This is a genomic window from Haloplanus sp. HW8-1 (assembly GCF_023703795.1).
GTDB lineage: Archaea > Halobacteriota > Halobacteria > Halobacteriales > Haloferacaceae > Haloplanus > Haloplanus pelagicus.
Genome location: NZ_CP098518.1, coordinates 494,825 through 516,188 on the forward strand (window position 1 = coordinate 494,825; position 21,364 = coordinate 516,188).

Annotated in this window: 24 protein-coding genes; 8 read left to right on the forward strand and 16 right to left on the reverse strand. The window is 67.4% G+C overall.

Annotated features, from left to right (window positions below; translation table 11 throughout):
• Positions 1–23: 23 nt before the first annotated feature.
• The gene (locus NBT82_RS02550) at positions 24–887 is read right to left on the reverse strand and encodes a 2-oxoacid:ferredoxin oxidoreductase subunit beta (protein WP_251330022.1); all 864 of its coding nucleotides are present in this window, start codon (positions 885–887) and stop codon (positions 24–26) included.
• Entirely contained in the window at positions 884–2,656 is a 1,773-nt protein-coding gene (locus NBT82_RS02555) for a 2-oxoacid:acceptor oxidoreductase subunit alpha (RefSeq protein WP_251330023.1), read from the reverse strand. Before NBT82_RS02555 ends, NBT82_RS02550 begins: the two co-directional genes overlap by 4 nt.
• Positions 2,657–2,857: 201 nt before the next feature.
• Between NBT82_RS02555 and acs the strand changes: the two genes are divergently transcribed.
• Complete coding sequence (acs, locus tag NBT82_RS02560) at positions 2,858–4,852, forward strand: acetate--CoA ligase (RefSeq protein ID WP_251330024.1); 1,995 nt, start codon at positions 2,858–2,860, stop codon at positions 4,850–4,852.
• Positions 4,853–4,989: 137 nt separating this feature from the next.
• Here acs and NBT82_RS02565 read toward each other — a convergent pair whose 3' ends face one another.
• Positions 4,990–6,492, reverse strand: a complete 1,503-nt coding sequence (locus NBT82_RS02565; protein ID WP_345780672.1) for a sodium:solute symporter family transporter — start codon at positions 6,490–6,492, stop codon at positions 4,990–4,992.
• Between the two features lie 93 nt (positions 6,493–6,585).
• A complete protein-coding gene (locus tag NBT82_RS02570) occupies positions 6,586–7,341 on the reverse strand; it encodes a GNAT family N-acetyltransferase (protein ID WP_251330026.1) in 756 nt (251 codons plus the stop codon).
• 128 nt (positions 7,342–7,469) lie between these two features.
• Here NBT82_RS02570 and NBT82_RS02575 point away from each other — a divergent pair, with 128 nt between their 5' ends.
• Positions 7,470–8,243 (forward strand): NAD(+)/NADH kinase, encoded by a 774-nt coding sequence (locus NBT82_RS02575; protein ID WP_251330027.1) that lies wholly within the window; start codon positions 7,470–7,472, stop codon positions 8,241–8,243.
• A gap of 41 nt (positions 8,244–8,284) precedes the next feature.
• Positions 8,285–8,725, forward strand: a complete 441-nt coding sequence (locus NBT82_RS02580) for a DUF7313 family protein (RefSeq protein WP_251330028.1) — start codon at positions 8,285–8,287, stop codon at positions 8,723–8,725.
• Positions 8,726–8,814: 89 nt separating this feature from the next.
• Here NBT82_RS02580 and NBT82_RS02585 read toward each other — a convergent pair whose 3' ends face one another.
• Genes NBT82_RS02585 through NBT82_RS02615 form a run of 7 tightly spaced genes read right to left on the reverse strand, consistent with a single transcriptional unit; the run spans position 8,815 to position 13,032 of the window.
• A complete protein-coding gene (locus NBT82_RS02585; protein ID WP_251330029.1) occupies positions 8,815–9,096 on the reverse strand; it encodes a DUF7314 family protein in 282 nt (93 codons plus the stop codon).
• On the reverse strand, positions 9,089–9,511 hold the full coding sequence (locus NBT82_RS02590; protein WP_425601761.1) for a DUF7315 family membrane protein: 423 nt from the start codon (positions 9,509–9,511) through the stop codon (positions 9,089–9,091). The genes NBT82_RS02585 and NBT82_RS02590 overlap by 8 nt, the downstream gene beginning before the upstream one ends.
• Before the next feature lie 11 nt (positions 9,512–9,522).
• Positions 9,523–10,302: a cytochrome b family protein gene (locus tag NBT82_RS02595; RefSeq protein WP_251330030.1), complete on the reverse strand. Its 780-nt coding sequence runs from the start codon at positions 10,300–10,302 to the stop codon at positions 9,523–9,525.
• Positions 10,303–10,304: 2 nt separating this feature from the next.
• Positions 10,305–11,099, reverse strand: coding sequence for a cytochrome b (locus NBT82_RS02600; protein ID WP_251330031.1), 795 nt, complete (start codon positions 11,097–11,099; stop codon positions 10,305–10,307).
• A 2-nt stretch (positions 11,100–11,101) separates the two neighbouring features.
• The gene (locus NBT82_RS02605) at positions 11,102–11,488 is read right to left on the reverse strand and encodes a DUF7318 family protein (RefSeq protein ID WP_251330032.1); all 387 of its coding nucleotides are present in this window, start codon (positions 11,486–11,488) and stop codon (positions 11,102–11,104) included.
• The gene (locus NBT82_RS02610) at positions 11,489–12,118 is read right to left on the reverse strand and encodes a halocyanin domain-containing protein (protein WP_251330033.1); all 630 of its coding nucleotides are present in this window, start codon (positions 12,116–12,118) and stop codon (positions 11,489–11,491) included.
• 56 nt (positions 12,119–12,174) lie between these two features.
• On the reverse strand, positions 12,175–13,032 hold the full coding sequence (locus tag NBT82_RS02615; RefSeq protein WP_251330034.1) for a DUF7319 domain-containing protein: 858 nt from the start codon (positions 13,030–13,032) through the stop codon (positions 12,175–12,177).
• Between the two features lie 89 nt (positions 13,033–13,121).
• On the opposite strand from NBT82_RS02615, the gene NBT82_RS02620 reads away from it, so the two are divergent.
• Positions 13,122–13,601, forward strand: a complete 480-nt coding sequence (locus NBT82_RS02620) for a DUF7321 family protein (protein WP_251330035.1) — start codon at positions 13,122–13,124, stop codon at positions 13,599–13,601.
• On the opposite strand, the gene nth is transcribed toward NBT82_RS02620, so the two are convergent.
• Positions 13,598–14,284 (reverse strand): endonuclease III, encoded by a 687-nt coding sequence (gene nth / locus NBT82_RS02625; protein ID WP_251330036.1) that lies wholly within the window; start codon positions 14,282–14,284, stop codon positions 13,598–13,600. The genes NBT82_RS02620 and nth overlap by 4 nt on opposite strands.
• 109 nt (positions 14,285–14,393) lie before the next feature.
• On the opposite strand from nth, the gene NBT82_RS02630 reads away from it, so the two are divergent.
• From NBT82_RS02630 to NBT82_RS02645, 4 genes are read left to right on the forward strand one after another with little or no spacing between them, the layout of a single operon-like run.
• On the forward strand, positions 14,394–15,605 hold the full coding sequence (locus tag NBT82_RS02630; protein WP_251330037.1) for a hypothetical protein: 1,212 nt from the start codon (positions 14,394–14,396) through the stop codon (positions 15,603–15,605).
• A gap of 1 nt (position 15,606) precedes the next feature.
• Entirely contained in the window at positions 15,607–16,098 is a 492-nt protein-coding gene (locus tag NBT82_RS02635; protein WP_251330038.1) for a hypothetical protein, read from the forward strand.
• A 39-nt stretch (positions 16,099–16,137) separates the two neighbouring features.
• Positions 16,138–17,040, forward strand: a complete 903-nt coding sequence (locus tag NBT82_RS02640) for a shikimate kinase (RefSeq protein WP_251330039.1) — start codon at positions 16,138–16,140, stop codon at positions 17,038–17,040.
• Positions 17,037–17,324: a chorismate mutase gene (locus NBT82_RS02645; protein ID WP_251330040.1), complete on the forward strand. Its 288-nt coding sequence runs from the start codon at positions 17,037–17,039 to the stop codon at positions 17,322–17,324. Before NBT82_RS02640 ends, NBT82_RS02645 begins: the two co-directional genes overlap by 4 nt.
• A 248-nt stretch (positions 17,325–17,572) precedes the next feature.
• On the opposite strand, the gene NBT82_RS02650 is transcribed toward NBT82_RS02645, so the two are convergent.
• From NBT82_RS02650 to NBT82_RS02665, 4 genes are all read right to left on the reverse strand, one after another.
• Entirely contained in the window at positions 17,573–18,253 is a 681-nt protein-coding gene (locus tag NBT82_RS02650) for a carbonic anhydrase (RefSeq protein WP_251330041.1), read from the reverse strand.
• A 114-nt stretch (positions 18,254–18,367) separates the two neighbouring features.
• Positions 18,368–19,156, reverse strand: a complete 789-nt coding sequence (gene surE, locus NBT82_RS02655) for a 5'/3'-nucleotidase SurE (protein WP_251330042.1) — start codon at positions 19,154–19,156, stop codon at positions 18,368–18,370.
• 86 nt (positions 19,157–19,242) lie between these two features.
• Complete coding sequence (locus NBT82_RS02660; RefSeq protein WP_251330043.1) at positions 19,243–20,634, reverse strand: small ribosomal subunit Rsm22 family protein; 1,392 nt, start codon at positions 20,632–20,634, stop codon at positions 19,243–19,245.
• Positions 20,631–21,362 (reverse strand): prephenate dehydrogenase/arogenate dehydrogenase family protein, encoded by a 732-nt coding sequence (locus NBT82_RS02665; RefSeq protein ID WP_251330044.1) that lies wholly within the window; start codon positions 21,360–21,362, stop codon positions 20,631–20,633. The genes NBT82_RS02660 and NBT82_RS02665 overlap by 4 nt, the downstream gene beginning before the upstream one ends.
• Between the last annotated feature and the right edge of the window lie 2 nt (positions 21,363–21,364).

Consider the following 21,364-nt stretch of genomic DNA (forward strand, 5'->3'; position numbering starts at 1 on the left):
ACTCTTGGGCGGGGCCGGCGGTCTCAGTAGAACTCGCGAACCAGATCCATCGCGTCCTCGGGCGCGCCGTCGGGGATGTCCGACATGTCCGCGTCGACACCGTGGCTCCGTTCGTAGGGCACGGAGTCCTCGTCCCGATAGAGGACGCCCTGGTACTCCTTGCCGGGGTCGAGGATGCGCGAGCGGGCGTCCTCGTAGCTCGTCGGGTCGTGGTCCGTCTCGTCCAGGTCGACGATGTGGTCCCGGAAGTAGTCGTAGGTGTCCACGTCGTTGAACGTCACGCAGGGGGAGAACACGTTGACGAAGCCGAAGCCGTCGTGTTCGACGGCCTGCTTGACGATTTCGGCGTGACGTTGGGCGTCCGTCGAGAACGACTGTGCGATGAACGTGCCGCTTGCGGCGAGCGCGAGCGCGAGCGGATTCACGGGTGGCTGCTGTGGCCCCTCGGGTGTCGTCGAGGTTTCGAAGTCCTCGCGACTGGTCGGCGAGGCCTGGCCCTTGGTCAGCCCGTAGATACGGTTGTCCATGACGACGTAGGTCATGTCGACGTTGCGGCGGACGGCGTGGATGAAGTGGCCAGCGCCGATGGAGTAGCCGTCGCCGTCGCCGCCCGCGACCATCACTTCGACGTCGGGGTTGGCGAGTTTGACGCCGGTGCCGACCGGGAGTGCGCGCCCGTGGACGCCGTGGATGGCGTAGGAGCGCATGTACGTCCCAATCTTGCCGGAACAGCCGATGCCGGCGACGACGAACGTCTCGTCGGGGCTGTTGCCCGTCTCGGCCAGGGCTTTCATCATTCCGTTCATCGTCCCGAAGTCGCCGCATCCGGGACACCAGGTCGGCTGTGCGTCGGATTTGAAGTCGGTGAATCGAACGTCTGAGCTCATGCGGTGGCTTCCTCCGTGTCTTCGTCGGTCGCGAGAACCGCTGCGATCCGCTCGGCGAGTTCGTCCGCTTTGAAACGGACGCCGTCGTACTTGTTGACGCGGGTCACCCGCGTCAGCGTGTCGTGCTCGATCAGGTCCGCGAACTGTCCCGTCGCGTTACACTCGACGACGATCACTTCCTCCGCGCGCTCGACGGCCTCGGTCAGGTCGGGACGGGGGAAGATGTACGGCACCGAGAGGAAGCGAGCGTCGATCCCTTCCTCGTCGAGGAAGGCCTTGGCTTCGATCAGTGCTCCCTCGTTCGACCCCCACGAGACGACGAGCGTCTCGGCGTCGGCGTCGCCGAACTCGCGCGGTTCGAACGGTTCGCGTTCGCGTGCCGTCTCGACTTTCCGGCTTCGCTTGTCGACCTGCTGGACGCGCATCTCCGTGTCCTCGGTCCGACGCCCGAGTTCGTCGTGTTCGAGGCCCGTCGACATGTGGACCCCACCTTCGGTTCCCGGGAACGTCCGGGGACTGATGCCGTCGTCGGTGAGGGCGTGTGGCTGGAAGCGACCCTGCTCGTCCTGCCACTCGCCGACGGTCTCCTCGTCGACGACCTTCCCGCGGTCGATTTCGACATCGTCCATATCGAACTCTTCGGGGGGGTAGGTCTGCTCGGTGACCGCAAGCGAGAGGTCGGCGGTCAGGTAGACGGGGATCTGATACTTCTCGGCGAGGTTGAACGCCTCGATCGTCTTGTGGAAACACTCGGCGATGGTCGTCGGCGCGACGACGAACCGCGGCACTTCGCCGTGCCCGCCGTAGAGCATCGCGTTCAGGTCGCCCTGCTCTTGTTTGGTGGGCATCCCCGTCGACGGTCCCGAGCGCATCACGTTACAGATGACCAGCGGCGTCTCGCTGGTGGCGACCAGGCCGAACGTCTCGGTCATGAGATCGATCCCGGGGCCGGAGGTGGCCGTCATCGAGCGCGCGCCCGAACGCGCCGCGCCGAGTGCCATATTGATCGCCGAGAGTTCGTCTTCGGCCTGGACGACGTGGCCGCCGTACTGCTCGATCCGGCCGGTCAGATACTCCATCACGTCGGTCGCAGGGGTGATAGGGTAGCCGGCGTAGAACCGACAGCCTGCGGCGATGGCACCCATACCGATGGCCTCGTCACCGTTCAGGAGGACGTAGTTCTCGTCGGTACACTCCAGATCGAAGCCGAACTCCTCGTCGTACTCCTCGAGGACGTACTCGCGGCCCTTCCGGGCTGCAGTCATGTTGTTCTCGACGATGGCGGATCCCTTGTCGCCGAACCGCTTCTCGAGGGCACTGTCGAGGTTCTCGATCGGGAACTTGCTCACCGCACAGGCGGCACCGAGGGCGACCACGTTGCGCATGATGGCCCCACCGGCGTCCTCGGCGAGGCTCTTCAGGGGCACGTCGAGGCCGATCATTCCGTCGGGAATCTCGACGTCCTGCATCGTCGTTCGCTCCCCGTCGTAGATGATGACGCTTCCCTCATGGAGTTCGTCGAGGTTCTCGTCGATGGTCCGCTGGGTGAGCGCGATGAGTACGTCCAGGCGGTCGACGACGCTCTGAACCTGGTCTACCGACGTGCGGACTTTGTACGCCGTGTACCCACCACGAATACGCGACGCGAAGTCCTTGGAGGTGAACACGTGCCGACCGGCCCTCGAGAGCGCCTGGGCGAAGATTTTCCCGGTGGAGTCGATACCGTCCCCTGCTTCGCCACCGATTGCCCAGTTGAAGTCCGCAGGCATGCTGTGTGGTGAGTATCGCCGGACTGCTCAAAAGCCTTCTGAATGGATCGGGGTCCAACGAACCCGGATACGGCGGCCGAGAGAGTGCCACGCCCACCGACTCGGCGGTCGAGCGTGGTCGGCGGCTACGAGGGGAATCGACGGTCGCGGAACGGGATGGCGTAAGTTTATCACGAATGATTGGAAAGTCCATCGTGACACATGTCCGACGACGACATAGAACTGGAGGCACGCCTCGAGGAGCAGGCATCGTTCGATCCCTCGGCTGCGTTTGTCGAACAGGCGAACGTGTCGGACGCCGGCATCTACGAGGAGTTCGAGGAGAACTGGCCGGAGTGTTGGGAAGGGGCCGCTGCCCTCCTCGACTGGGAGGAGCCATACGAGCAGGTACTCGACGACTCCAACCCGCCGTTCTACGAGTGGTTCACCGACGGCAAGCTAAACGCGTCGGCGAACTGTCTCGACCGCCACCTCGACGAGCGGGGCGACGAACCGGCCATCGAGTGGGTGGGCGAACCCGTCGACGAGGACGACCGGACGTTCACCTACGAGGAGCTCCACCGCGAGGTCAACGAGTTCGCCGCGGCGCTTCGCGACCTCGGCGTCGGCGAGGGCGACGTCGTGACGATGTACATGCCGATGATCCCCGAACTGCCCATCGCGATGCTGGCGTGTGCCCGCATCGGCGCCCCCCACAGCGTGGTGTTTGCGGGCTTCTCGGCGGATGCGCTGGCGACCCGGATGAACGCCGCCGACTCCGAGTATCTGGTCACCTGTGACGGTTACTATCGCCGCGGCGACCCGCTCGATCACCTCGCGAAGGCCAACGAAGGTCTGGCCGGCGTCGAGGGCGACGTCGAGGACGTGATCGTGGCCGAGCGCCTCCGCGACGGCGACGGCTTCGGCCACTCCCTGGCCGACGATCAGCACTCCTACGCCGACCTCGTCGCCGACCACGAGGGTGCGACGGTCGACCCGGTCCAGCGCGACGCCGAGGACATGCTGTTTTTGATGTACACCTCCGGGACGACGGGCCAGCCGAAAGGCGTCAAACACACCACCGGCGGCTACCTCGCGTGGACGGCGTGGACCAGTCAGGCGGTCCTCGACGTCAAGCCCGATGACACCTACTTCTGTTCGGCGGACATCGGGTGGATCACCGGCCACTCCTACATCGTCTACGGGCCGCTCGCGCTCGGCACCACGACGATGATGTACGAGGGGACGCCCGACCACCCCGATCGGGACCGCCTCTGGGAGATCATCGAAGAGTACGAGGCCACCCAACTGTACACCGCGCCGACCGCCATCCGGGCGTTCATGAAGTGGGGCACGGAGTACCCCGACCGCCACGACCTCTCCAGTCTCCGCCTGCTGGGGACGGTCGGCGAACCGATCAACCCCCGGGCGTGGAAGTGGTACTACAAACACATCGGGAACGAGGCGTGTCCGATCGTAGACACCTGGTGGCAGACCGAGACGGGCGGCATGATGGTCACGACCCTGCCCGGCGTCAAGACGATGAAGCCCGGCAGCGCGGGGCCGCCACTCCCGGGCGTCGACGCGCGGATCGTCGACACGAACGGCGAGGAAGTGGAGGCGGGCCGCGCGGGCTATCTCACGGTCCAGAAGCCCTGGCCGGGCATGCTCCGGACCCTCTACCGGAACGACGAGCGCTACATCGCGGAGTACTGGGCCGAGTACTCCGATACGGACAGTTCGGATCCGGAAGACTGGGTCTACTTCCCGGAGGACGGCGCCAAGATCGACGAGGACGGCTACATCACCGTCCTCGGTCGCGTCGACGACGTGCTCAACGTCTCGGGCCATCGCCTCGGGACGATGGAGATCGAGTCCGCGATCGTCGGCGTCGAGGGCGTCGCCGAGGCGGCGGTCGTCGGCGGTCAACACGAGGTGAAAGGCGAGGCGGTCTACGCCTACGTCATCACCGAGGAGGGCTACGAGGAGAACGACGAACTCCGCCAGCGCATCATCGAGGGTGTCGAGGACGCCATCGGCCCCATCGCCCGCCCTGAGCGCGTGATCTTCTCGCCGGACCTGCCCAAGACCCGGTCGGGCAAGATCATGCGCCGTCTGCTGGAGGACATCGCCAACGAGACCGAACTCGGCGACACCTCGACGCTCCGCAACCCGGAGATCGTCGAGGACATCCAGGGCAAGATCGGCGGCGACTGACGGCGGCACCGCCGCGACCGGTCACGCGCGGTTCTTTCGGTGCTCCCGCCAGACGGCCACCAGTTCGTACAGGAAGACGGCGGCGACCAGCGCGAGCGATCCCCAGACGAGGGCCGCGAAGCCGAGCGACGAGAGGGTCACGATCGCTCACCACCCGAGCCGTCGGTCGCGGGTTCGTCGTCGAGCCGACGGATCTCCCGGTCGAGGCCGTCGAGGTCGAACCGTTCGTCGCCGACGCGGGCCGCCCCGGCCGTCAGGACGGTCGAGACACCGGCCGCGCCGAGAAACGAGAGGAAGTAAGAGGCCGCGGGGAGCGCCGAGAGTGGGAGGACGCCGCGGGCGGGTGGGAAGAAGGCGAGGCCGACGAGGAGGCCGAGGGCGCTCGCCGTGAGGGCGCCCGCGGAGGTCGCTCGCGACGAGAACAGGCCGTGGAGGAGTGGGACGAAGGTCGCGGCGGCGAGCAGATCCGCGAGGAGAAAGAGCGTGAGTACCGAGTATCCCTGCGCGCCGACGACCGTCGCGGCCGCGGCGACGACGATGGTCACGCCGCGGGCCGTCGCAGTGAGTCGATCCCCGGACACGTCGAGGAGTCGCGGCAGGTCGGCGGTGACGACGCTGGCGATGGCGTTGAACAGCGTGTCGGCGCTGGAGACCACCAGCAGGACGGCGAGGACGGCGACGGCGACGACGGCGGCGTCGGGGAGGACCTCGGTCACCACGAGGAAAAAGGAGATGCTGGCGTCGGCGGGCGTCTCCACGAGGCCGAGGCCGACGGCGACGGGGCCGAAGACGCCGGCGAGAAAGACCATTGGCACGACGGCGACGGCGGCGACGAGAAAGGAGCGCCGGAGCGTCTGGTCCCCGTCCGCGGCGTAGACCCGTTGCCACCACGCCTGGTTCAGCATCTCGGCGCCGACGACGGCGACGACGACGTAGGCGCCGAACTCCAGTCCGGTCGCCGAGCCGACCGTCAGGAGTTCCGGCGAGGAGTCGACGATGGCGGCGTGGGCGGCGTCGGTCCCGCCGAGCGCCACGATCGTCACGACGACGCTCACCATCAGGAGCGGGAGGATGAGAACCGTCTGGACGGTGTCGGTGACGATGCTCGCACGGAGGCCGCCGTACCCGGTGTACGCGAGAACGGTGACGCCGACGACCGTCGCCGTCTGCCATCCGGGAACGCCCGCGATCAGGGAGAGCGCGCTCGCGATGCCGGTGAACTCCGCGGCGAGGAAGACGAACATGTAGGCCACGCTCACGACGAGTACGTACGCGTACATGGTCGACCCGTACCGGGCGTATGCGTACTCGGTGAGGCTGTGGCCCCGCGGAAGGAGTTCCCGGATGCGAGGGCCGACGACGGCGAAGGCGGCGAGGGCGAGCGCCGAGCCGGCGGCGTAGCCGGCGACGGCGGTGATCCCGCCGAAGGCGGCACCGGCCTCCGCGGGGCTGAACAGGATCCACGCGCCCATGCTCGACGCCACGAGGGTCGCCGTCAGCGTCCCACCGCCGGTGGAGTTCCGGGCGGTGATGTAATCCTCGATCGTCCCGATGCGGCCACGGGCGTACCACGCGCCAAAGGTCGCGAAGGCCAGTAGCACGACCGTCAACAGGCCGAGCAGCGCTTTCGCGCTCACCACGGTGACGTCCCTCCTGTCGGATCGGATCGCGTCATGTGCAACGCTGGGGGGAGCGACGGAATAAAACCTTGTGATATAACTGGGTAATCGCCGCTAGAGGTAGCTGGCGTCCCACCGGGTCGGCTTGCGGCGGTTCTCGCAGTCGTTACAGACCACGCGGCCCATGGTGTCCATGGAGACGGCGAAGCTATCGCAGTTGCCACAGAGGTAGCCGTACCGTTCCGAGCGGTCCCGATCGAGGTACACCGAGTAGAACGGCCCGTCCGAGCCGCGAACGCTCTCGTCGAGGGCGATGTACACCTGTCGGTCGTCGGGGAGCGTCGCGGCCTCGGTGAGCACCTGTCGGCCGCCGCTTTTCGGGAACTTGGAGTAGAGCTTCTCGACGAAGGGTTCGCCGCCGATCTCGACGGTTCGCTCGCCGATGGCCTCGAAGTCCACGTTCTCGTAGAAGTCGGTGCCCGCCTCGTTGGCCGCCAACACGCGCCCCTCGATGCGGGTGACGCCGTGATCGAGGAGGCGCTGTTCGATGGCCTCCAGTAGCCGGTCGCCGAGGCCGATCCCCCGATTGTCGGGTTCGACGTGGAGCCAGTCGATCTCCCCGACGGTCTCGCGCCGCTCGACGACGTAACTCTGGGCAAACCCGACGAGTCGGCCGTCGTCGACCGCGACGAGGAACTCCGTCCCCGTATCGTCGAGCTCGTCGACGAGCGTCTCCTCGTCGTACCACCGTTCGACGGCCTGTGCGATGATGTCGTCTTCCAGTGCGTGTCCGTACGACGCGGCGAGGGAGTGGTGAGCGACCGTTCTGATGCCCTCGATGTCCTCGGCCCGTGCCTCGCGAATGTCCATGCACGAGATGTGTGCGGGGCCACTCCTTAAAGTGTCGCGCCGGCGTCGCGGTCGCGGCTCCGGCCGTGCCGACGACCGGCCACCCGTCCTCCGGCAGGTGTCCCCGAAGCGTGGGGGCTTTTACCCCCGTGGATCGACGTGTTCCGCATGGAGCGGACGCGACGTCGCGTGGGGACGGGTTGGGGATCATCCGACGGGGGGCGACGGTGAACGTCGCCGTCCGGGGCGGTGACGACGCTATCGCCGCGGCCGTCGGCGTCTCGGGCGCCTCGCTCGTCGCCGAGGACGGGGAGCGGCCGGTGGACGTCGTCGTCGCTGTCGGTGACAACGCCATCAGATCGGTCGTCGCCGACCCGCCCGACGCTCCCGTCCTCCACGTGACCGCCGACGGCGGTCGGCACCACGTCGCGCGGGACGAACTGGACGGGGCGCTCGCCACCATCGCCACGGGCGACGGCACCCGAGAGACCCACCCCGTCGTCGGCGTTCGCCGCGAGGGAACCCTCCTCGCCCGTGCGGTCCGCGACGTGGCGCTCGTGACTGCCGCCCCCGCGAGCATCTCGGAGTACGCCATCGCGGCCGGCGGTACCGATCTGAGTTCGGTTCGGGCCGACGGCGTGGCCGTCGCGACGCCGTTCGGGAGCGACGGCTACGCCGCCGCGGCGGGCGGTGCCGTCCTCGAAGCCGGAACCGGCGTCGCCGTCGTACCGATCGCTCCCTTCTCGACCGCGCCCGCCCGACGCGTCGTCGATCCGAACGCTGGACTGGAACTCTCCGTGAAACGCGAGGGCGCGGTGGCGCTCTTGGTCGACGGTGTCCGCCGCGACACCGTCGACGCCGGAGCCAACCTCCGGGTCGACCGCGTCGGGTCGCTGGACGTGGTGACTCCCGGCATCGGATAGGAACGGAAAACTTCTAATGAGTCAGCGTTTCAGTTCGAAGCATGCAACCGCTACAGTTCGTCGTCCCGGTCGGCGCCCTCGACGCGCTCGAACCGTACATCGCGCACGTGGTGCTGGCGCTGGTGGTGGTGAACATGCTCACGCGGATTCGAGCACACTCCGTCCACGCCGAACAGGTCGAGGACGGCGCCGATGAACTGAGTCGGTATCTCCCGCACTCGCTGTCGACGGTCGCGCTCGTGGTGTTCTCGTTCGTGTTCCTGCTCATCGAACCTCACGGGGGGATGGTCATGTCGGTCATCGCCGTCGGTCTGTTCCTGACCGACTTCTTCGAGTTCGAATCCCGGCAGGTCGAGGCCCGGAACGACATGACGTTCGAACGCCCCAAAGGCGCCGTCGCGGCGTCGCTGCTCGCATTGCTGTACGCGGGCTACCAGAGCCTGTTCGTCTTCATCCAGCCCATCTGGAACGTCATCGTCTAGGCGTTAGTTCTTCTTTCTCCGTCGGGACCGACGCCACCCGCGTCGCCGTCCACAGTCCGTCTGCCGCGGGCACCACGAACGTCCGGTCGTCAGGCGTTCCGTCGATCCTCGACGGCGTCCCGTGCCCGTCTGGCGGCCGGGAGGAGGACCCAGAACGCCAGCGGGCCGAGGAGTGCGAACCAGAAGAGTACGTCCATCAGCCCGATCGCCAGCAGGTTGAACAGGTCCGTGCTCGCCGGATTCGGCGACACCGGACTCACGAGTTGTCGGGTGCTCTCGAAGCTCGGCGTGCGGTACCACCCCGCGAGTACGAGCCAGCCGAGGCCGGCCCCGGTGAAGATGCCGAGGCCTTTGATGAATTCGTCAGCCATTATCGGAGGATTCGTCGGCGTCCTCTTGAGGGTTTCCCATTCCGCGGGCACGAAAGCGCGTCCCGAGGACGTACACGCCGCCACCGAACGCGATCGCGGCGAGACCGGCGACCGCGAGGACTGCGCTCAACAGCGTGGACGGTGGGTCGATCCCGACGACGCCGAGCACGCCGATCACGAGCCGCCGCAGGAGGCTGAGCCTGATAGTCGCGGCGTCAAGCAACACGAATCCCACGACGACACCGACGATGGCGATCAGCGTCGAGAAGACGGTGACGGTCTTGTAGAGACGCATGGGGACGACGACGTCTCGGCGGCCGTCCGCGTCCGTGCCGCTGACGGTCTCGGTGCCGTTTTCGTTGTGCGGGCGCTCGGCGGAGCCGTGGGTCCCGTCGTCGTCCGAAGGAGCGGTCATCGACCGTCGGGTTACTTCGGCGGTCGAAGCCGGTAGTACCGACGGTTGAGGTCGTACATATACCCTTCACGCATCGTCTTCAGGACGGCGTAGGTGACCGTCGCCGCGACGACCGGAAGGAGGAACGTCAGGTCGAACAGCAGGTGGACGTCCATCGGCATCAGGTTCTTGACCGCGAGCAGGCTGATCGTCAGCGCGAAGACGACGCCGCCGACGCCGACGGCCGACCAGAACGGCTGCTCGACCGGACGCCGGGCCGACCCCTTGTTCAGGAAGGGGACGATGGCGATGACGCCCACGACGACGACGTTCGCCAGTACGCCGTACGTGCGGTCCGCGGTGATCTTCTGTCCGCCCAAGATGGCGAGATCGGGGTTCAGCGGACCGAGCTTCAGCAGGCCGAAAGACCAGTAGAGATACCAGTCCGGCAGGATGATCGCCGGCGTCGAACTCGGATTCGCGGGCGAACCGATGTGTGGTGGCATCGTCGCCGAGAGGAAGAATATCATCCCGGTGAAAAATGCCACGATGGAGAGGTTCCGCACCGTCTCGTGGGGCCACGTCGGGAAGGCGAGTACGTCGCGTTCGACGTAGTCGGATTCGGTGCGCAGGTCCTGGTCCTCGCGGCGGGCGCGCTCGAAGTACTCGTAGGTGAGCCGCGAGAGGCCCGTGGTTCGTTCCTTGCGCTCGCGCCAGGTCGGCGTCTCGTCGTCCGGGGCGACGATGCCCGGACCGCCGCCGTCGGTGCGAGCCGCCTCGCTTTCGTCCGTGTTGGTGTCGTTCTCGCTCATGGTTAGTGGGGTTCCGCGATGCCCTGCACCCAGACGATGCCGATGTGGATGGCGATCAGTGCCGTCACGACGAAGGGGAGGAAGAACACGTGGAGGATGTACATCCGCTGGAGTGTCGCCTGACTGAGGGTGAAGCCGCCGAACAGGAGTTGGGCGATCCACTCACCGGCCAACGGGATCGAGAGCGACATCTCGACGCCGATCTGTCCGGCCCAGAAGGCCAGCTGGTCCCAGGGGAGCAGGTAGCCCGTGTACCCGAACACCATCGTCAGGCTGATCAAGACGATGCCCAGCAGCCAGTTGAGTTCGCGTGGCTCCTTGTACGCGCCCGTGAAGTAGACACGGAGCATGTGGAGGAACACGGCCGCGACCATCACCTGTGCGGACCACCGGTGGATGGAGCGCAGCATGAACCCGAACTGGAGGTCGGTCATGATGAACGTGATCGAGTTGTACGCGGTACTGGGGTCACCGGTCTGTGCCGGGGCGTAGTAGAACCCGAGCAGGGCGCCGCTGACCGCCGCAACGACGTACGCCAACGTCGAGAACGACCCCAGCGCGTACAGCGGGTACCAGTACCAGAACTTGTTGTCCAGATCGTACTGTTCCGTGTGGCTTTTCGGCATCTGGAGGTTGACCTTGTAGTACAGGTCCTCCAGCAGCTCCAGGTAGTCGACGATTCGGAGCCGCTTGTCCATCCAGATGAGCGCCGTCAGGAAGGTGGCCTCTACGGGCGTCAGATCCTTCCGTTTCATCCACCCCTTGTGATCCATCTCGTCTTTCTTTTCCAGACTCATGCTTATCGCTTGTAGTACGGGTACACTGCGCGTTTGACGGTGTCCCACGCTCCGTCGCCGATCGTCTCTCCGTCGACGTCCTCTTCACGGATGTACAGGTCCTCCCACTTGCGACGCCGTTTCTTGACGATGACGACGTCGGGGAGGAACTCCTTGCGGTACAGCGCGAGGACGAACGCCAGATCGACGAAGATGACGGCCAGGATCGCCCCCAGGAACATGTTACCCGTCTCGGTCAGGCCCCACCCGCTCACGAGGCCGTAGGCGAACATGAACACGAACGCCACCTCGATGACCGTCAGGAGGACGATGGCGATGGCCGCTGCCGTGCTCTCGCGTGCCGGTTCGTATCGGTGAATATCGCCGTAGGTGCTGCCACTGGATGACATCTACTCTCCCCTCCCGGTGCCGGTGTTCGGTGACTCGCCGTACTTCAGGACGTAGAAGGTAAACACGAGCGAGACGATGATCCCGAGTATCGTCGCGCCGCCCACCCAGTGTGCCTGAATCGGCACGCCGAGCGTGTGGAGGTCGACTTCGCCGCCACCACCGCCGCCACCGCCACCGCCGCCGGAGTCCGGCAGGGACCCGACGACGACGACACCCTTCATGCCGAGCGCGCGGTGGGGCTGGCAGAAGTACTTGATCGTCCCCTCGGAGTCGAGGGTCTGTTCGAACGTGAAGCCGGCTTCGGCGGTGAGGTCGCTCTCGAACTCACCGCCCTCCTCGGCGACGACGTTGTGTTGCCCGCCCTCGCCGTTCCACTCCCAGACGACGGTCGTCCCCGGATCGATCTGGACGGCCGGGGGGCCGAAGGCGAAGTTCCCGCCGTTGCCCTGGGCGCCGACCGTGATCGTCACCTCGTCCTGTCCGGTCTTGTCGGCGACCTCACTATAGTTACCCACGTCGCTCATCCACCCGCCGAACGACGCCTGTGCCGTTGCTGGCGTCGCCGTGGCGGCGGCCGTTCCGACGGCGGCGGACCCACCGGCCACTCTCAGGAAGTCCCGCCTCTTCATACGGTCGAATCTCAGGATGGAATCCGCTTAAACCCACCGACTCCCCACCGGCCGAATCAGCCGGAGTCGGCGCCCGAGTCGTCCGCCTCCGGCGCCGCCGCCCCGGTCCGTGACCCCTCCTCCAGCGGCGGGAGGAAGTCCGGCCGGTCGCCGTCCTCGACGCCCACCGCCCGCAGGCGGTCGCGGAACTCCTCGGCCCGGAACCGGTCCGAGAGCCGGGCGTTCGCGACGATCGCGAAGAGGAAAACTCCGAGGCCGACGAACAGCAACCCCACCACTGGCGGGACGAGGTTGACGTAGCCACCCGGCGTCGGTACCATGTCCGTGAACAGCCAGACGCCGATCAGTCCCAGTCCCGCCAGCAACTGTGCGAACGCCATCACCTGCAGGAGGTTGTTCCCGAGCTGTCCCGTCCCCTCGGGGACTTCGCTCGGTGCGGGGAGGGAAACGTCCTCCGGCGCGTCGGGCACGTCGTAGGAGTCCATCGAACACAGCGCCACGGTCGGTTTCACGTCACGGACGACCGTCCCGCGCCCCTCGACGCTCCCGTCCGGACCGACGATGGCGTACCCCTCGTCGGAGTAGGCCACCAGTTTTTCCTCGCCCTCGTCCTCGAAGCGTTCGAGCACGGCGAACACCTCGCGGGTGGCGATCCGGCTCTTGAGATCGGCCTCAACCCGATCGAGCAGTTCCGTGCCGACGACCCACGTCTCGGGATCGAACGCCGCCTCCCACTCCTCGGCGCTCATCTCCGCCATGTCGCTCGGGCCGAAGTTATCGAAGTCGTACTTCTCGTCGACCTCGCGGCGGAGGGCCTCGACGTCGTCGGTGTCGTCGGCGCCGGTCCCCTCGTCCGGGGGCGTGGCCGGTGCCTCGTCGGTCCCGTCGGTCGACGACGGTGACGGATCAGCCATCGCTCGGGATTGGATCCAGAGCGACATACGCTTTCCGACCGCGGGACCGAGCCGGACCCGTTTTAACGACGCCATCCCAACGGTCGGCGATGGTACGCGACGCGACGGTGGCGACCCTCGCCGGCCTCGCGGTAACCGCGAGTCTCCCCTTTTACCTCTACGGGGCCTGGATCGTACTGGACAACGACACGGTGACGTGGAACGTGTTGACGAGACACTTGAAGTACATCCTCGTCGGCCTGACGTTGACGACGGTGCCCGTCGTGGGGTGGATGGTCCCTCGGCTCGCCGATCAGTTCGGTGGCCTCGCGGCTCTCCACGCGGTTCTCGGCCTCCAGGCCTACGCGATGCTCGTGTTCGCGCTGACGGGGATCGTCCGTATCTTCCAGGCCAAATACGAGGCAGACCTCTATCGCGACCCGGATCCCGACGTCGATCTGAACGACTTACACGAGAACATGAGTGCGTGGCGTGGCCGCCTGCGGATCGGCGTCTTCGGCTACGTGCTCTTCTGGCTCGGGGCCTATCTCGTCGGAGTCGTCCGGTACGTACAGCTTCACCTCGGCTAGCCCCACGTTTCGCCGCTCGCGAGGTCGACGTCCGAATCCAGTTTCGACGACGGACAGATCTCCTCGAGGACACACGCCTCGCAGTCCGGATTTCGGGCATCACAGACCCCCCGACCGTGGCTGATGAGCAGGTGTGTGAGCTGTTGCCAGTCATCCTCGGGCACGACGTCCATCAGGTCCGTCTCGATCCGTTCGGGCGACTCCTCGGTCGTGAGTCCGAGGCGTCGGGCGAGTCGCTGGACGTGCGTGTCGACGACGATCCCCTCCACGACGTCGTGGCCGTGCTGGAGGACGACGTTCGCCGTCTTGCGTCCCACTCCAGATAGGTCGGTGAGGGCGTCCATCGTGTCCGGCACCTCGCCGTCGTGTTCCGCGACGAGGCGCTCGCCCATCGACTGCAGGTAGCCGGCCTTGTTGTTGTGGAAGGTGATGCCGTAGATGTCGTCGGCGAGTTCGTCCACGTCGGCCGCGGCGTAGTCCGCGGCGGACGTGTACTTCTCGAACAGGTCCTCGGTGACCTCGTTGACCCGTTCGTCGGTACACTGCGCCGAGAGGACGACCGCGACGAGGAGTTCCAGCCGGTTCGAATAGGTCAGCGAGATGGTCGCGTCGGGATACTCGTCGTACAGCCGATCCAGTACCTCGGCGACCTGCGCCTCGCGGGACTCCAGTGGCGTGCCCATGGCTCGCGGTCGGCACCGGGTCCCGTTGAGTCTATCGGCTCGTCGGGGCCTTCTCACGTCCGATACCGTGGCCGCACATTATTTACAGGGGTGGTCCCTTGTCGCGCTCATGGACTGGACGCGTCGGGCACTGCTGGCTGGGACGGCCCTCGGATTCTCCGGCTGTCTGTCGGCCGGTCGCTCGAACGTGACCTACCCCGAGACGGCGACCGAGACGGCCGTCGACGAACCGCTCGTCGACGCCGAGACGGCCACCCCGGACGACGAGGAGCGAAAGCCACAGCGGACGGAGACGACGGTTCCGAACCCGCAGTTGGCGACCGAAGTCGAGCAGGTGTACGGGGAGATCGAGTGGTTCGCGACCGACTACGACGCGTCGATCGAGACCTACCGACGAACCCTCGGCCACGCGATGGCGACCGTCCAGCGCGTTCGAGACGCCGCCGAGTTCGACGCCAGCAGCCTCGAACTCGTCCGCCGAGCGACCGATCGAGCCATCGCGACGGCCCAAGTCGAACTCGGCGGTCACTTCGGGATTCCCGGACAGATGCGCGACGAGATCGACGCCCACGTCGAGACGATCCGCCGGTTCGGCTCCCGGGGTGACCTCGACCGAATCGACGTGGAACTCGAACGACTCTACGACTACCTCGAGGGCATCCGGAGCGACCTGTTCGTCCGGCGGGTCCTGTCGGACCGCCAGATCGACGCCCGGTTGTATCGCCACCTCCACGACGATACGCCCGACTCGACGGACGACGGGGACGACGAGGACGACGAGGCTCTCCCGGGTCTGTTCGAGATCTACCACTCGGCGGAGTACGCGGGCTACGCCTACGGCGGCCCGCGGTACATCGAGCGAGAGCCGTTCGGCGACGACGCCGGGAACGACGAGAACGAGGGACTGGAGTTGTTGGCTCGCCAGCGGACCCACTTCGACGCTGTGAGCGAACCCGCGGGACGGACCGGGTTCGCGTATCTGGTAAGTTACGCGATTCCGCCCGCCGAAAGTCAGCCGACCGACTTCGATCCGCTCGATTACGACCACACGTCGCTGTTCGTCCAGCGGTACGACGACGTGACGGCGGCGGGCGACGCGGTCGGGACCCTGTTCGACACCGGGGTCGGCAGGGAGGGGGTCTACTCATTCGGCCGTGATCGGTGGCACCGGGTGTACTACGACGCCGACGGCGACGTCACCTACGCCTTCCTGATTCAGGCCGGACCCTTCGTCCTCGTCGCCGCCCCCTCCGAGGTCGCCTGGGAGGAGCGTGTCGGCTGGACCGACCCGCTGGATCGGGTGTGGCTGTGGAGACCCTGACGTGACCCGGCAGTCGGCGCTCCCCTCGGCCAGCCGACAGATCTTCCTGATCGTCGGGACGTTCGCGGCCGTCGGCCTCGCGCTCGGCGTCGTCAGTTTCGTCGCCGCCGACTGGGCGCGGACCCTCTTTGTCACCGCCGCGACCGGTTCCCAGCCGACCACCTTCGGCCCGGTCTTCGTCGCGCTCTCGGTGTTCCAGACCACGATCACGCTCTTTTTTGCCGGCCCCGTCGTCGGGTCGACCCTGGGGTTGCTCTCCGGGTCGCGCTTCGCCGACGCCGGGACGGCCGGCCTCGTCGCCGCCACCGGCACCCTCGTGGGGTTTTTCGTGATGGCCGGTGCGGGGCTTGCCGGCCTCTCTCTCCTGTCGGGTCCGGGGGCCGACCAGATCTACCCGCTCGCGGGCGCCGTCGCCCCACTCCTGCTTGCGGGGGCCGCGACGGCGGTCTCGGGTGGGGTCGCGGGCACCCTCGGCTCGCTGTTCGTCCGCTAGACCGGCACACATAACTGTCCGGTCCGCGGGGAGTTCGGTATGTACGGCGAGGCCGTCGCACTCGGGGCGGGTACGGTCCTCAACGCTCTCGCGACGGGCGTGGGATCGGCCTTCGCCATCGACGCGGAGACGACCGCCCGGGTCGAACTCGACGACACCGGCACCGTCAGCGGCGACATCGCGGGCGTCCCGGACGGGGACACCCGTCTGATCCGTCGTGTCGTCGAACGCGTCGTCGAGCGGTTCGGTGACGGCCAGGGCGGTCACGTCCGCACCGAGAGCGAGGTGCCGATGGCCGCGGGACTGAAGAGTTCGAGCGCCGCCGCGAACGCGACGGTGCTCGCAGCCCTGTCGGCGCTCGACGTGCCCGTCGACGGCACGGGCGCCGCGAGCGGCGAATCGCCGACCGGCGCGGCCGCCCCCCTCGACCGCGAGGAGGCCTGTCGGATCGGTGTCCGGGCCGCCCGCGACGCTGGCGTCACGGTCACCGGCGCGTTCGACGACGCGAGCGCGAGCATGCTGGGCGGCCTCACGGTCACCGACAACGATTCCGACGACCTGCTCGCCCGCGAGGCCGTCGAATGGGACGTTCTCGTCTGGACGCCGCCGGCGCGGGCGTTCAGCGCCGACGCCGACGTGGCTCGGTGCGCGAAGGTAGCGCCGATGGCCCGTCTCGTCACCGACCTGGCGCTCGATGGCCGCTACGGCCCGGCGATGACGGTCAACGGACTGGCCTACTCGGCCGCACTCGGCTTTCCGACCGATCCGGCGGTCGAGGCGATGCCCCATGCCGCCGGCGTCTCGCTTTCGGGGACCGGCCCCAGCGTCGTCGCGGTCGGCGACCGGGACGAACTGGCACAGGCACGCGACCACTGGAGTCAACGCGAGGGAGACACATGGATGACGACGACACGAACGGACGGCGCACAGGTGATCGAATGAGCAGCCCCGCCGAGGAGATGTCGCTCTCCGAACTTCGCGAAGAGATCGAGGACATCGACCGCGAACTCGTCGAACTCATCGCTCGGCGAACCTACGTCGCGGGTACCGTCGCCGAGGTGAAAGCCCAGCAGGACCTCCCGACCACCGACGAGTCACAGGAGGCCCGCGTGATGGAGCGGGCGGGCGAGAACGCCGAGACCTTCGGCGTGGATGCGAACCTGGTCAAGGCCATCTTCCGCCTGTTGATCGAGTTGAACAAGGTGGAGCAACGAGAGTCCCGGTAGTAGTGATTCGGGTGCTGTAGCCTATCCTCCGTCGGTCGGTTCGAACGGGACGCTCGACGCGTCGGTTTCCGCGTCCGAGGACAGTACGTCGATCCCCCGTGTTACCACAGTCGACGTGTGGAACGCATCGAGCGGCGGCATCCAATCGTCGTCGTGGTCGGCGGCTTTCGGAACTCCCCGTCCCCGTTTTCGGTTCGCACAGGGACGAGTCCGCGCAGGTTACCAGTGGGACGGAGTCGGACGCGGCATCAGTACGCCCACAGTCGCCCGATCCGCTCCGCTATCTCGGCGTGGATCGCCCGCAACGCGTCGGTATCCCGGGTGCCGTCGACGTTGATCACGTGAATCTCGCCGCGCTGTCCGGGGTAGACGTCCTGGAAGTCGTAGACGACGCCGATGACTGTCACGTCGGGTGGAATCTCCCCGCTCTCGACGAGGAACTCGACCTGTCGGTCCACGTTGTACTCCACGAGGTGGTTGATCGCGGCCGCTCGGTCCACTCCCGCCGGGAGGGCATCGATACCTGCCTCCAACCGTGATTCCAGCAGGTCGAGACACCGCTCGATGCCAGGCGGCTCGTCGATGCCGTCGGTCAGATCGTCGTACGCTGCGGTCACGGCACCACAGCCCGTGTGTCCCATGACGACGACGATGTCCGTCCCGGTGTGTGCGATCGGATAGAGGACGTCTCCCGAGACGACCTCGCCGGCGTCGGTGCGTTCGAGGACACGGTTACCGATGTTGCCACAGGTGAACAGGTGGCCCGGGCGGTCGTTCCTCCAGATGTGGTCTTGGAGGACTCGGGAGTCGGAGCAACAGACGGTCACCACCGGGGGGTGCTGGGCGTCCTGCACGTCGTCGAATCGGTCCGCGAACGCCTCGGCGTGCTCGTGGTTCCGGTCTAGGAGAGCGACGAACGTTCGGTGCATTGGCCCTTGATAACATACCTCCAGCAATAGCCCTTAGTGGTTGTTGTCCGCGGTCACCGTACGGCTCGTTGGGGGTCGTCCACGGCGTGTGCCGACGACTGATCGCGGCGCGATTCAGTTCCGGTACGTCTCCGCGAGGGCGTCGAGCGCCTCGTGGTGCTCGGTGGTGTGGGGCGCCGTGAGCGGAGAGATACTGACCCGGCCCTCGACGATGGCCCGGCGGTCGGTTCCCTGCGGGTCGGGGAGGGTCCCTTCGCGCATCCGCGCCCACACGTTGTCGGTGAGACTGATCCGGCCGCCGTCGCGCTCGGCCCGCATGTCGTAGAGCGTCGAAGGTTCGGTGACTTCCAGAGGAGCGAGGTCGTCGCCTGGGTCGTGTATCGGGGCGTTGATGTTCAGATATTCGGCCTGCTCGAAGACGCCGGCGCCGAGGGCGTGTTCGACGAGGTACGTGGTCGCCTCGGCGGCGTTGCGGTAGTCCCGAATCTCGTCGGCAGCGTGTTGCCACTCGCCGTCGTCGCCGGGCACGTACAACGAGACGGCGATGGCCGGAACGTCGAAGAAGGCGGCTTCGACGGCGGCGCTGACGGTTCCGGAGCGACCGAGGACGTAGGCGCCCAGGTTGGCGCCGCGGTTGCAGCCCGCGACGACCATGTCGACGTCCGGGCAGAGTGCCTCCAGTCCGACGACGGTGCAGTCCGCGGGCGTGCCGTGGATGGCGTACCCGAGTTCGTGTTCCTCCACCTCTACCTCGCGGGACATCGCACGCCCGACGGCGCTCTTGTCGCCGTTCGGGGCGACCGCGGTCACCTCCGCGATGTCGGAGAGTGTGTCGTAGAGTGCCCGGAACCCGACGGAGCCGATACCGTCGTCGTTCGTCAGGAGGACATGTGGCTCGTCCATGCCACACCCTCGGGAGGCCGCCGAGTTAGGCGCTCCGGCTCGTGGCGGCTCGCGGGCGACCGGCCGTGACGCAGTTACGACACCCGTCAGGCCACGCGGTCGACGACTGCTTCGTCGTCGACGACGAGGTTGTACGCCCCCTCGTCGTCGTTCCAGAGCGCGAGGGCGTTCTCGACGGCGAGGACGGCCCCGTAGTCCGCGTCCCCGAGGGCGCGATTCAGCGCCGACTCCCGGGTCAGCACCGCGTACTGTTCCAGACGCTCGCTCCCGTCGCCGATCTTGAACAGGGGGTTGCCGCCGTCCGCAAGGTTCCGGCTGAGTTTCACCGCCAGCAGGTCGATCCGTTCGGTGACGTGTCGCTCCATGTCCGCCATCCGGGCGTGGCGGGCGGCGTCCGCACGGACGTCGACCCGGCGCGTTCCGTCCCGCCGGAGCAGGGTGTAGGAGAACTTCACCGTCTCGTTGCGGAAGGTCCCCGGCTCGGAGCCGGCGTCGTCGAGGCGGCGCTGGAGTCGCGGCGCCTCGATCTGCGGTCGCTCGTCGAACGACCAGCCCCGATCCGCCGGCTCCGCGTCCGGCCACAGGCGGAGCGTGGGCGCGTAGACGGTCACCTCCTCGCCGGCGACCGCCCGCTCGATCCGTCGGAGGCCCGTGCTGGTTTCGAGATCGGCCGGTGCGAGCGCGAGGAGCGTTCCGTCGTCCGCGAGGGCGTTGAGCGCCCGCTCGACGGCCGAGACGGGATCGTCGAGTTCGCTCAGGACGTTGGCCGCGAGGATCAGGTCGTAGGGGGCGTCCGCGAAGTCGAACTTCTCGATCGGTTCGCGGTGGATCGTCGTCCGGACGTTCCGTCGCGTCGTCGCGAGCAACGGTTCGAGGACGTCCGCCGCGGCACTTGGCTCGACGGCGTGGTAGTCGACGAGGGCGTCCTCGGGCAGGTAGTCGAACAGGCCCAGTGCGGGGCCGCCGACACCCGCCCCGACATCGAGAACGCGCAGGCGACGAGGCAGGAGCGATCGCTCGACGAGATCGTCGAGCGGGTAGCCGGCGGCGGCATAGTAGTCGGGGAGGTGGTAGATGGCGTAGCCGAGTGCGACCTCAGTGTCGTACTCGACCGGGTTCCCGCGGTAGTAATCCGCCTTCAGCCGCCGGATCACCTCGCGCAGTCGATCGCCCGCCTCGCCGCGGTGCCAGTCGGTGCCGTAGCGCGCTACGAGGCGGTCCTCGACCGTCTCGACGTAGCGGTCGGGGAATCGAGTCGGGTCCCAGTCGGTCGGGTGGACCGGCTCCTCGTTCGCGGGGACGAACGTCCCGTCGTCGCGTTCGAACAGGCCGAGGTCGTACGCCTCCTCCTGAAGCACTCGCCGGACGACGGCCGGATGGGGGCGACCGTCGACGTACTCGGCAATCTCGTCGGGATCGATCGGCCGCACCCGGCGGAGGTATTTGGCGTTCGAGCGAACGGACTCGCGGTCGATCATTCGCCCGCCTCGCGATAGAGGTCTTCGAAGGTCTCACCGTCGGCATCCGCGATCCGGCGGGCGGCCTCGGCGACGGCGTCCGCGCCGTCGAACGTCTCCTGTATCTCGCGGTACACGTGGGGCGTACCGCCGGTGACCGTCCCGACGAGGTCGTCCATCGCCGCCGAGACGGGCGTCGCGAACTCCTCGGGGACGTCCGCGGCGGCGAGGGCGTACGCGAGGACGGCGGTGTGTGCGCCGGCCTGGACCGTCTCCATCGCGGCGTCGTGTTCCTCGGCGGTCGTCTCGAAGGTGTGGTTGCCCGCGGCGGCGACGTCCTCGCGGATGGCGTCGGTGACCGGTCCCGGCGCGTCGGCGACGACGGCCACGTTCCCGGGCGCGTTCGACGCGGCGAAGAGGGGATGCATCGACAGCCGCTCGCGGTCGGGCAACGCCTCACGCATCGCCGCCACCGGTCCGCGCATCACGCCGCTCACGTCGCACATCGCCCGCTCGGCTCGGGGGGCATACCCCTCGACGGCCGCGGTGACGGCGGAGATGGGTACGGCCAGACAGACCGCGTCGAACGTCTCGGTCGTGTCCGCCGGCACCGCCCGCACCCCGTCGCCGAGGGTCGCGGCGGCCCGCTCCGCAACCGCGGCGTCGACGTCGGCGAGAGCGACGGGTCGGTCGACGGTCCGGGCGACCCAACGGCCCATCTCGCCGGCGCCGACCACCAGCAGATCCATGG

Bases quoted from the DNA above. Each gene is read 5' to 3' on its own strand.
- NBT82_RS02585 (WP_251330029.1), bottom strand. From the start codon at position 9,096: ATGGCTGACGAATTCATCAAAGGCCTCGGCATCTTCACCGGGGCCGGC.
- NBT82_RS02600 (WP_251330031.1), bottom strand. From the start codon at position 11,099: ATGAGTCTGGAAAAGAAAGACGAGATGGATCACAAGGGGTGGATGAAA.
- NBT82_RS02580 (WP_251330028.1), top strand. From the start codon at position 8,285: ATGCAACCGCTACAGTTCGTCGTCCCGGTCGGCGCCCTCGACGCGCTC.
- acs (WP_251330024.1), top strand. From the start codon at position 2,858: ATGTCCGACGACGACATAGAACTGGAGGCACGCCTCGAGGAGCAGGCA.
- NBT82_RS02630 (WP_251330037.1), top strand. From the start codon at position 14,394: ATGGACTGGACGCGTCGGGCACTGCTGGCTGGGACGGCCCTCGGATTC.
- NBT82_RS02665 (WP_251330044.1), bottom strand. From the start codon at position 21,362: ATGGATCTGCTGGTGGTCGGCGCCGGCGAGATGGGCCGTTGGGTCGCC.
- NBT82_RS02620 (WP_251330035.1), top strand. From the start codon at position 13,122: ATGGTACGCGACGCGACGGTGGCGACCCTCGCCGGCCTCGCGGTAACC.
- NBT82_RS02555 (WP_251330023.1), bottom strand. From the start codon at position 2,656: ATGCCTGCGGACTTCAACTGGGCAATCGGTGGCGAAGCAGGGGACGGT.
- NBT82_RS02595 (WP_251330030.1), bottom strand. From the start codon at position 10,302: ATGAGCGAGAACGACACCAACACGGACGAAAGCGAGGCGGCTCGCACC.
- NBT82_RS02650 (WP_251330041.1), bottom strand. From the start codon at position 18,253: ATGCACCGAACGTTCGTCGCTCTCCTAGACCGGAACCACGAGCACGCC.
- NBT82_RS02615 (WP_251330034.1), bottom strand. From the start codon at position 13,032: ATGGCTGATCCGTCACCGTCGTCGACCGACGGGACCGACGAGGCACCG.
- NBT82_RS02640 (WP_251330039.1), top strand. From the start codon at position 16,138: ATGTACGGCGAGGCCGTCGCACTCGGGGCGGGTACGGTCCTCAACGCT.
- NBT82_RS02570 (WP_251330026.1), bottom strand. From the start codon at position 7,341: ATGGACATTCGCGAGGCACGGGCCGAGGACATCGAGGGCATCAGAACG.
- NBT82_RS02645 (WP_251330040.1), top strand. From the start codon at position 17,037: ATGAGCAGCCCCGCCGAGGAGATGTCGCTCTCCGAACTTCGCGAAGAG.
- surE (WP_251330042.1), bottom strand. From the start codon at position 19,156: ATGGACGAGCCACATGTCCTCCTGACGAACGACGACGGTATCGGCTCC.
- NBT82_RS02590 (WP_425601761.1), bottom strand. From the start codon at position 9,511: ATGACCGCTCCTTCGGACGACGACGGGACCCACGGCTCCGCCGAGCGC.
- NBT82_RS02605 (WP_251330032.1), bottom strand. From the start codon at position 11,488: ATGTCATCCAGTGGCAGCACCTACGGCGATATTCACCGATACGAACCG.
- NBT82_RS02550 (WP_251330022.1), bottom strand. From the start codon at position 887: ATGAGCTCAGACGTTCGATTCACCGACTTCAAATCCGACGCACAGCCG.
- nth (WP_251330036.1), bottom strand. From the start codon at position 14,284: ATGGGCACGCCACTGGAGTCCCGCGAGGCGCAGGTCGCCGAGGTACTG.
- NBT82_RS02610 (WP_251330033.1), bottom strand. From the start codon at position 12,118: ATGAAGAGGCGGGACTTCCTGAGAGTGGCCGGTGGGTCCGCCGCCGTC.
- NBT82_RS02660 (WP_251330043.1), bottom strand. From the start codon at position 20,634: ATGATCGACCGCGAGTCCGTTCGCTCGAACGCCAAATACCTCCGCCGG.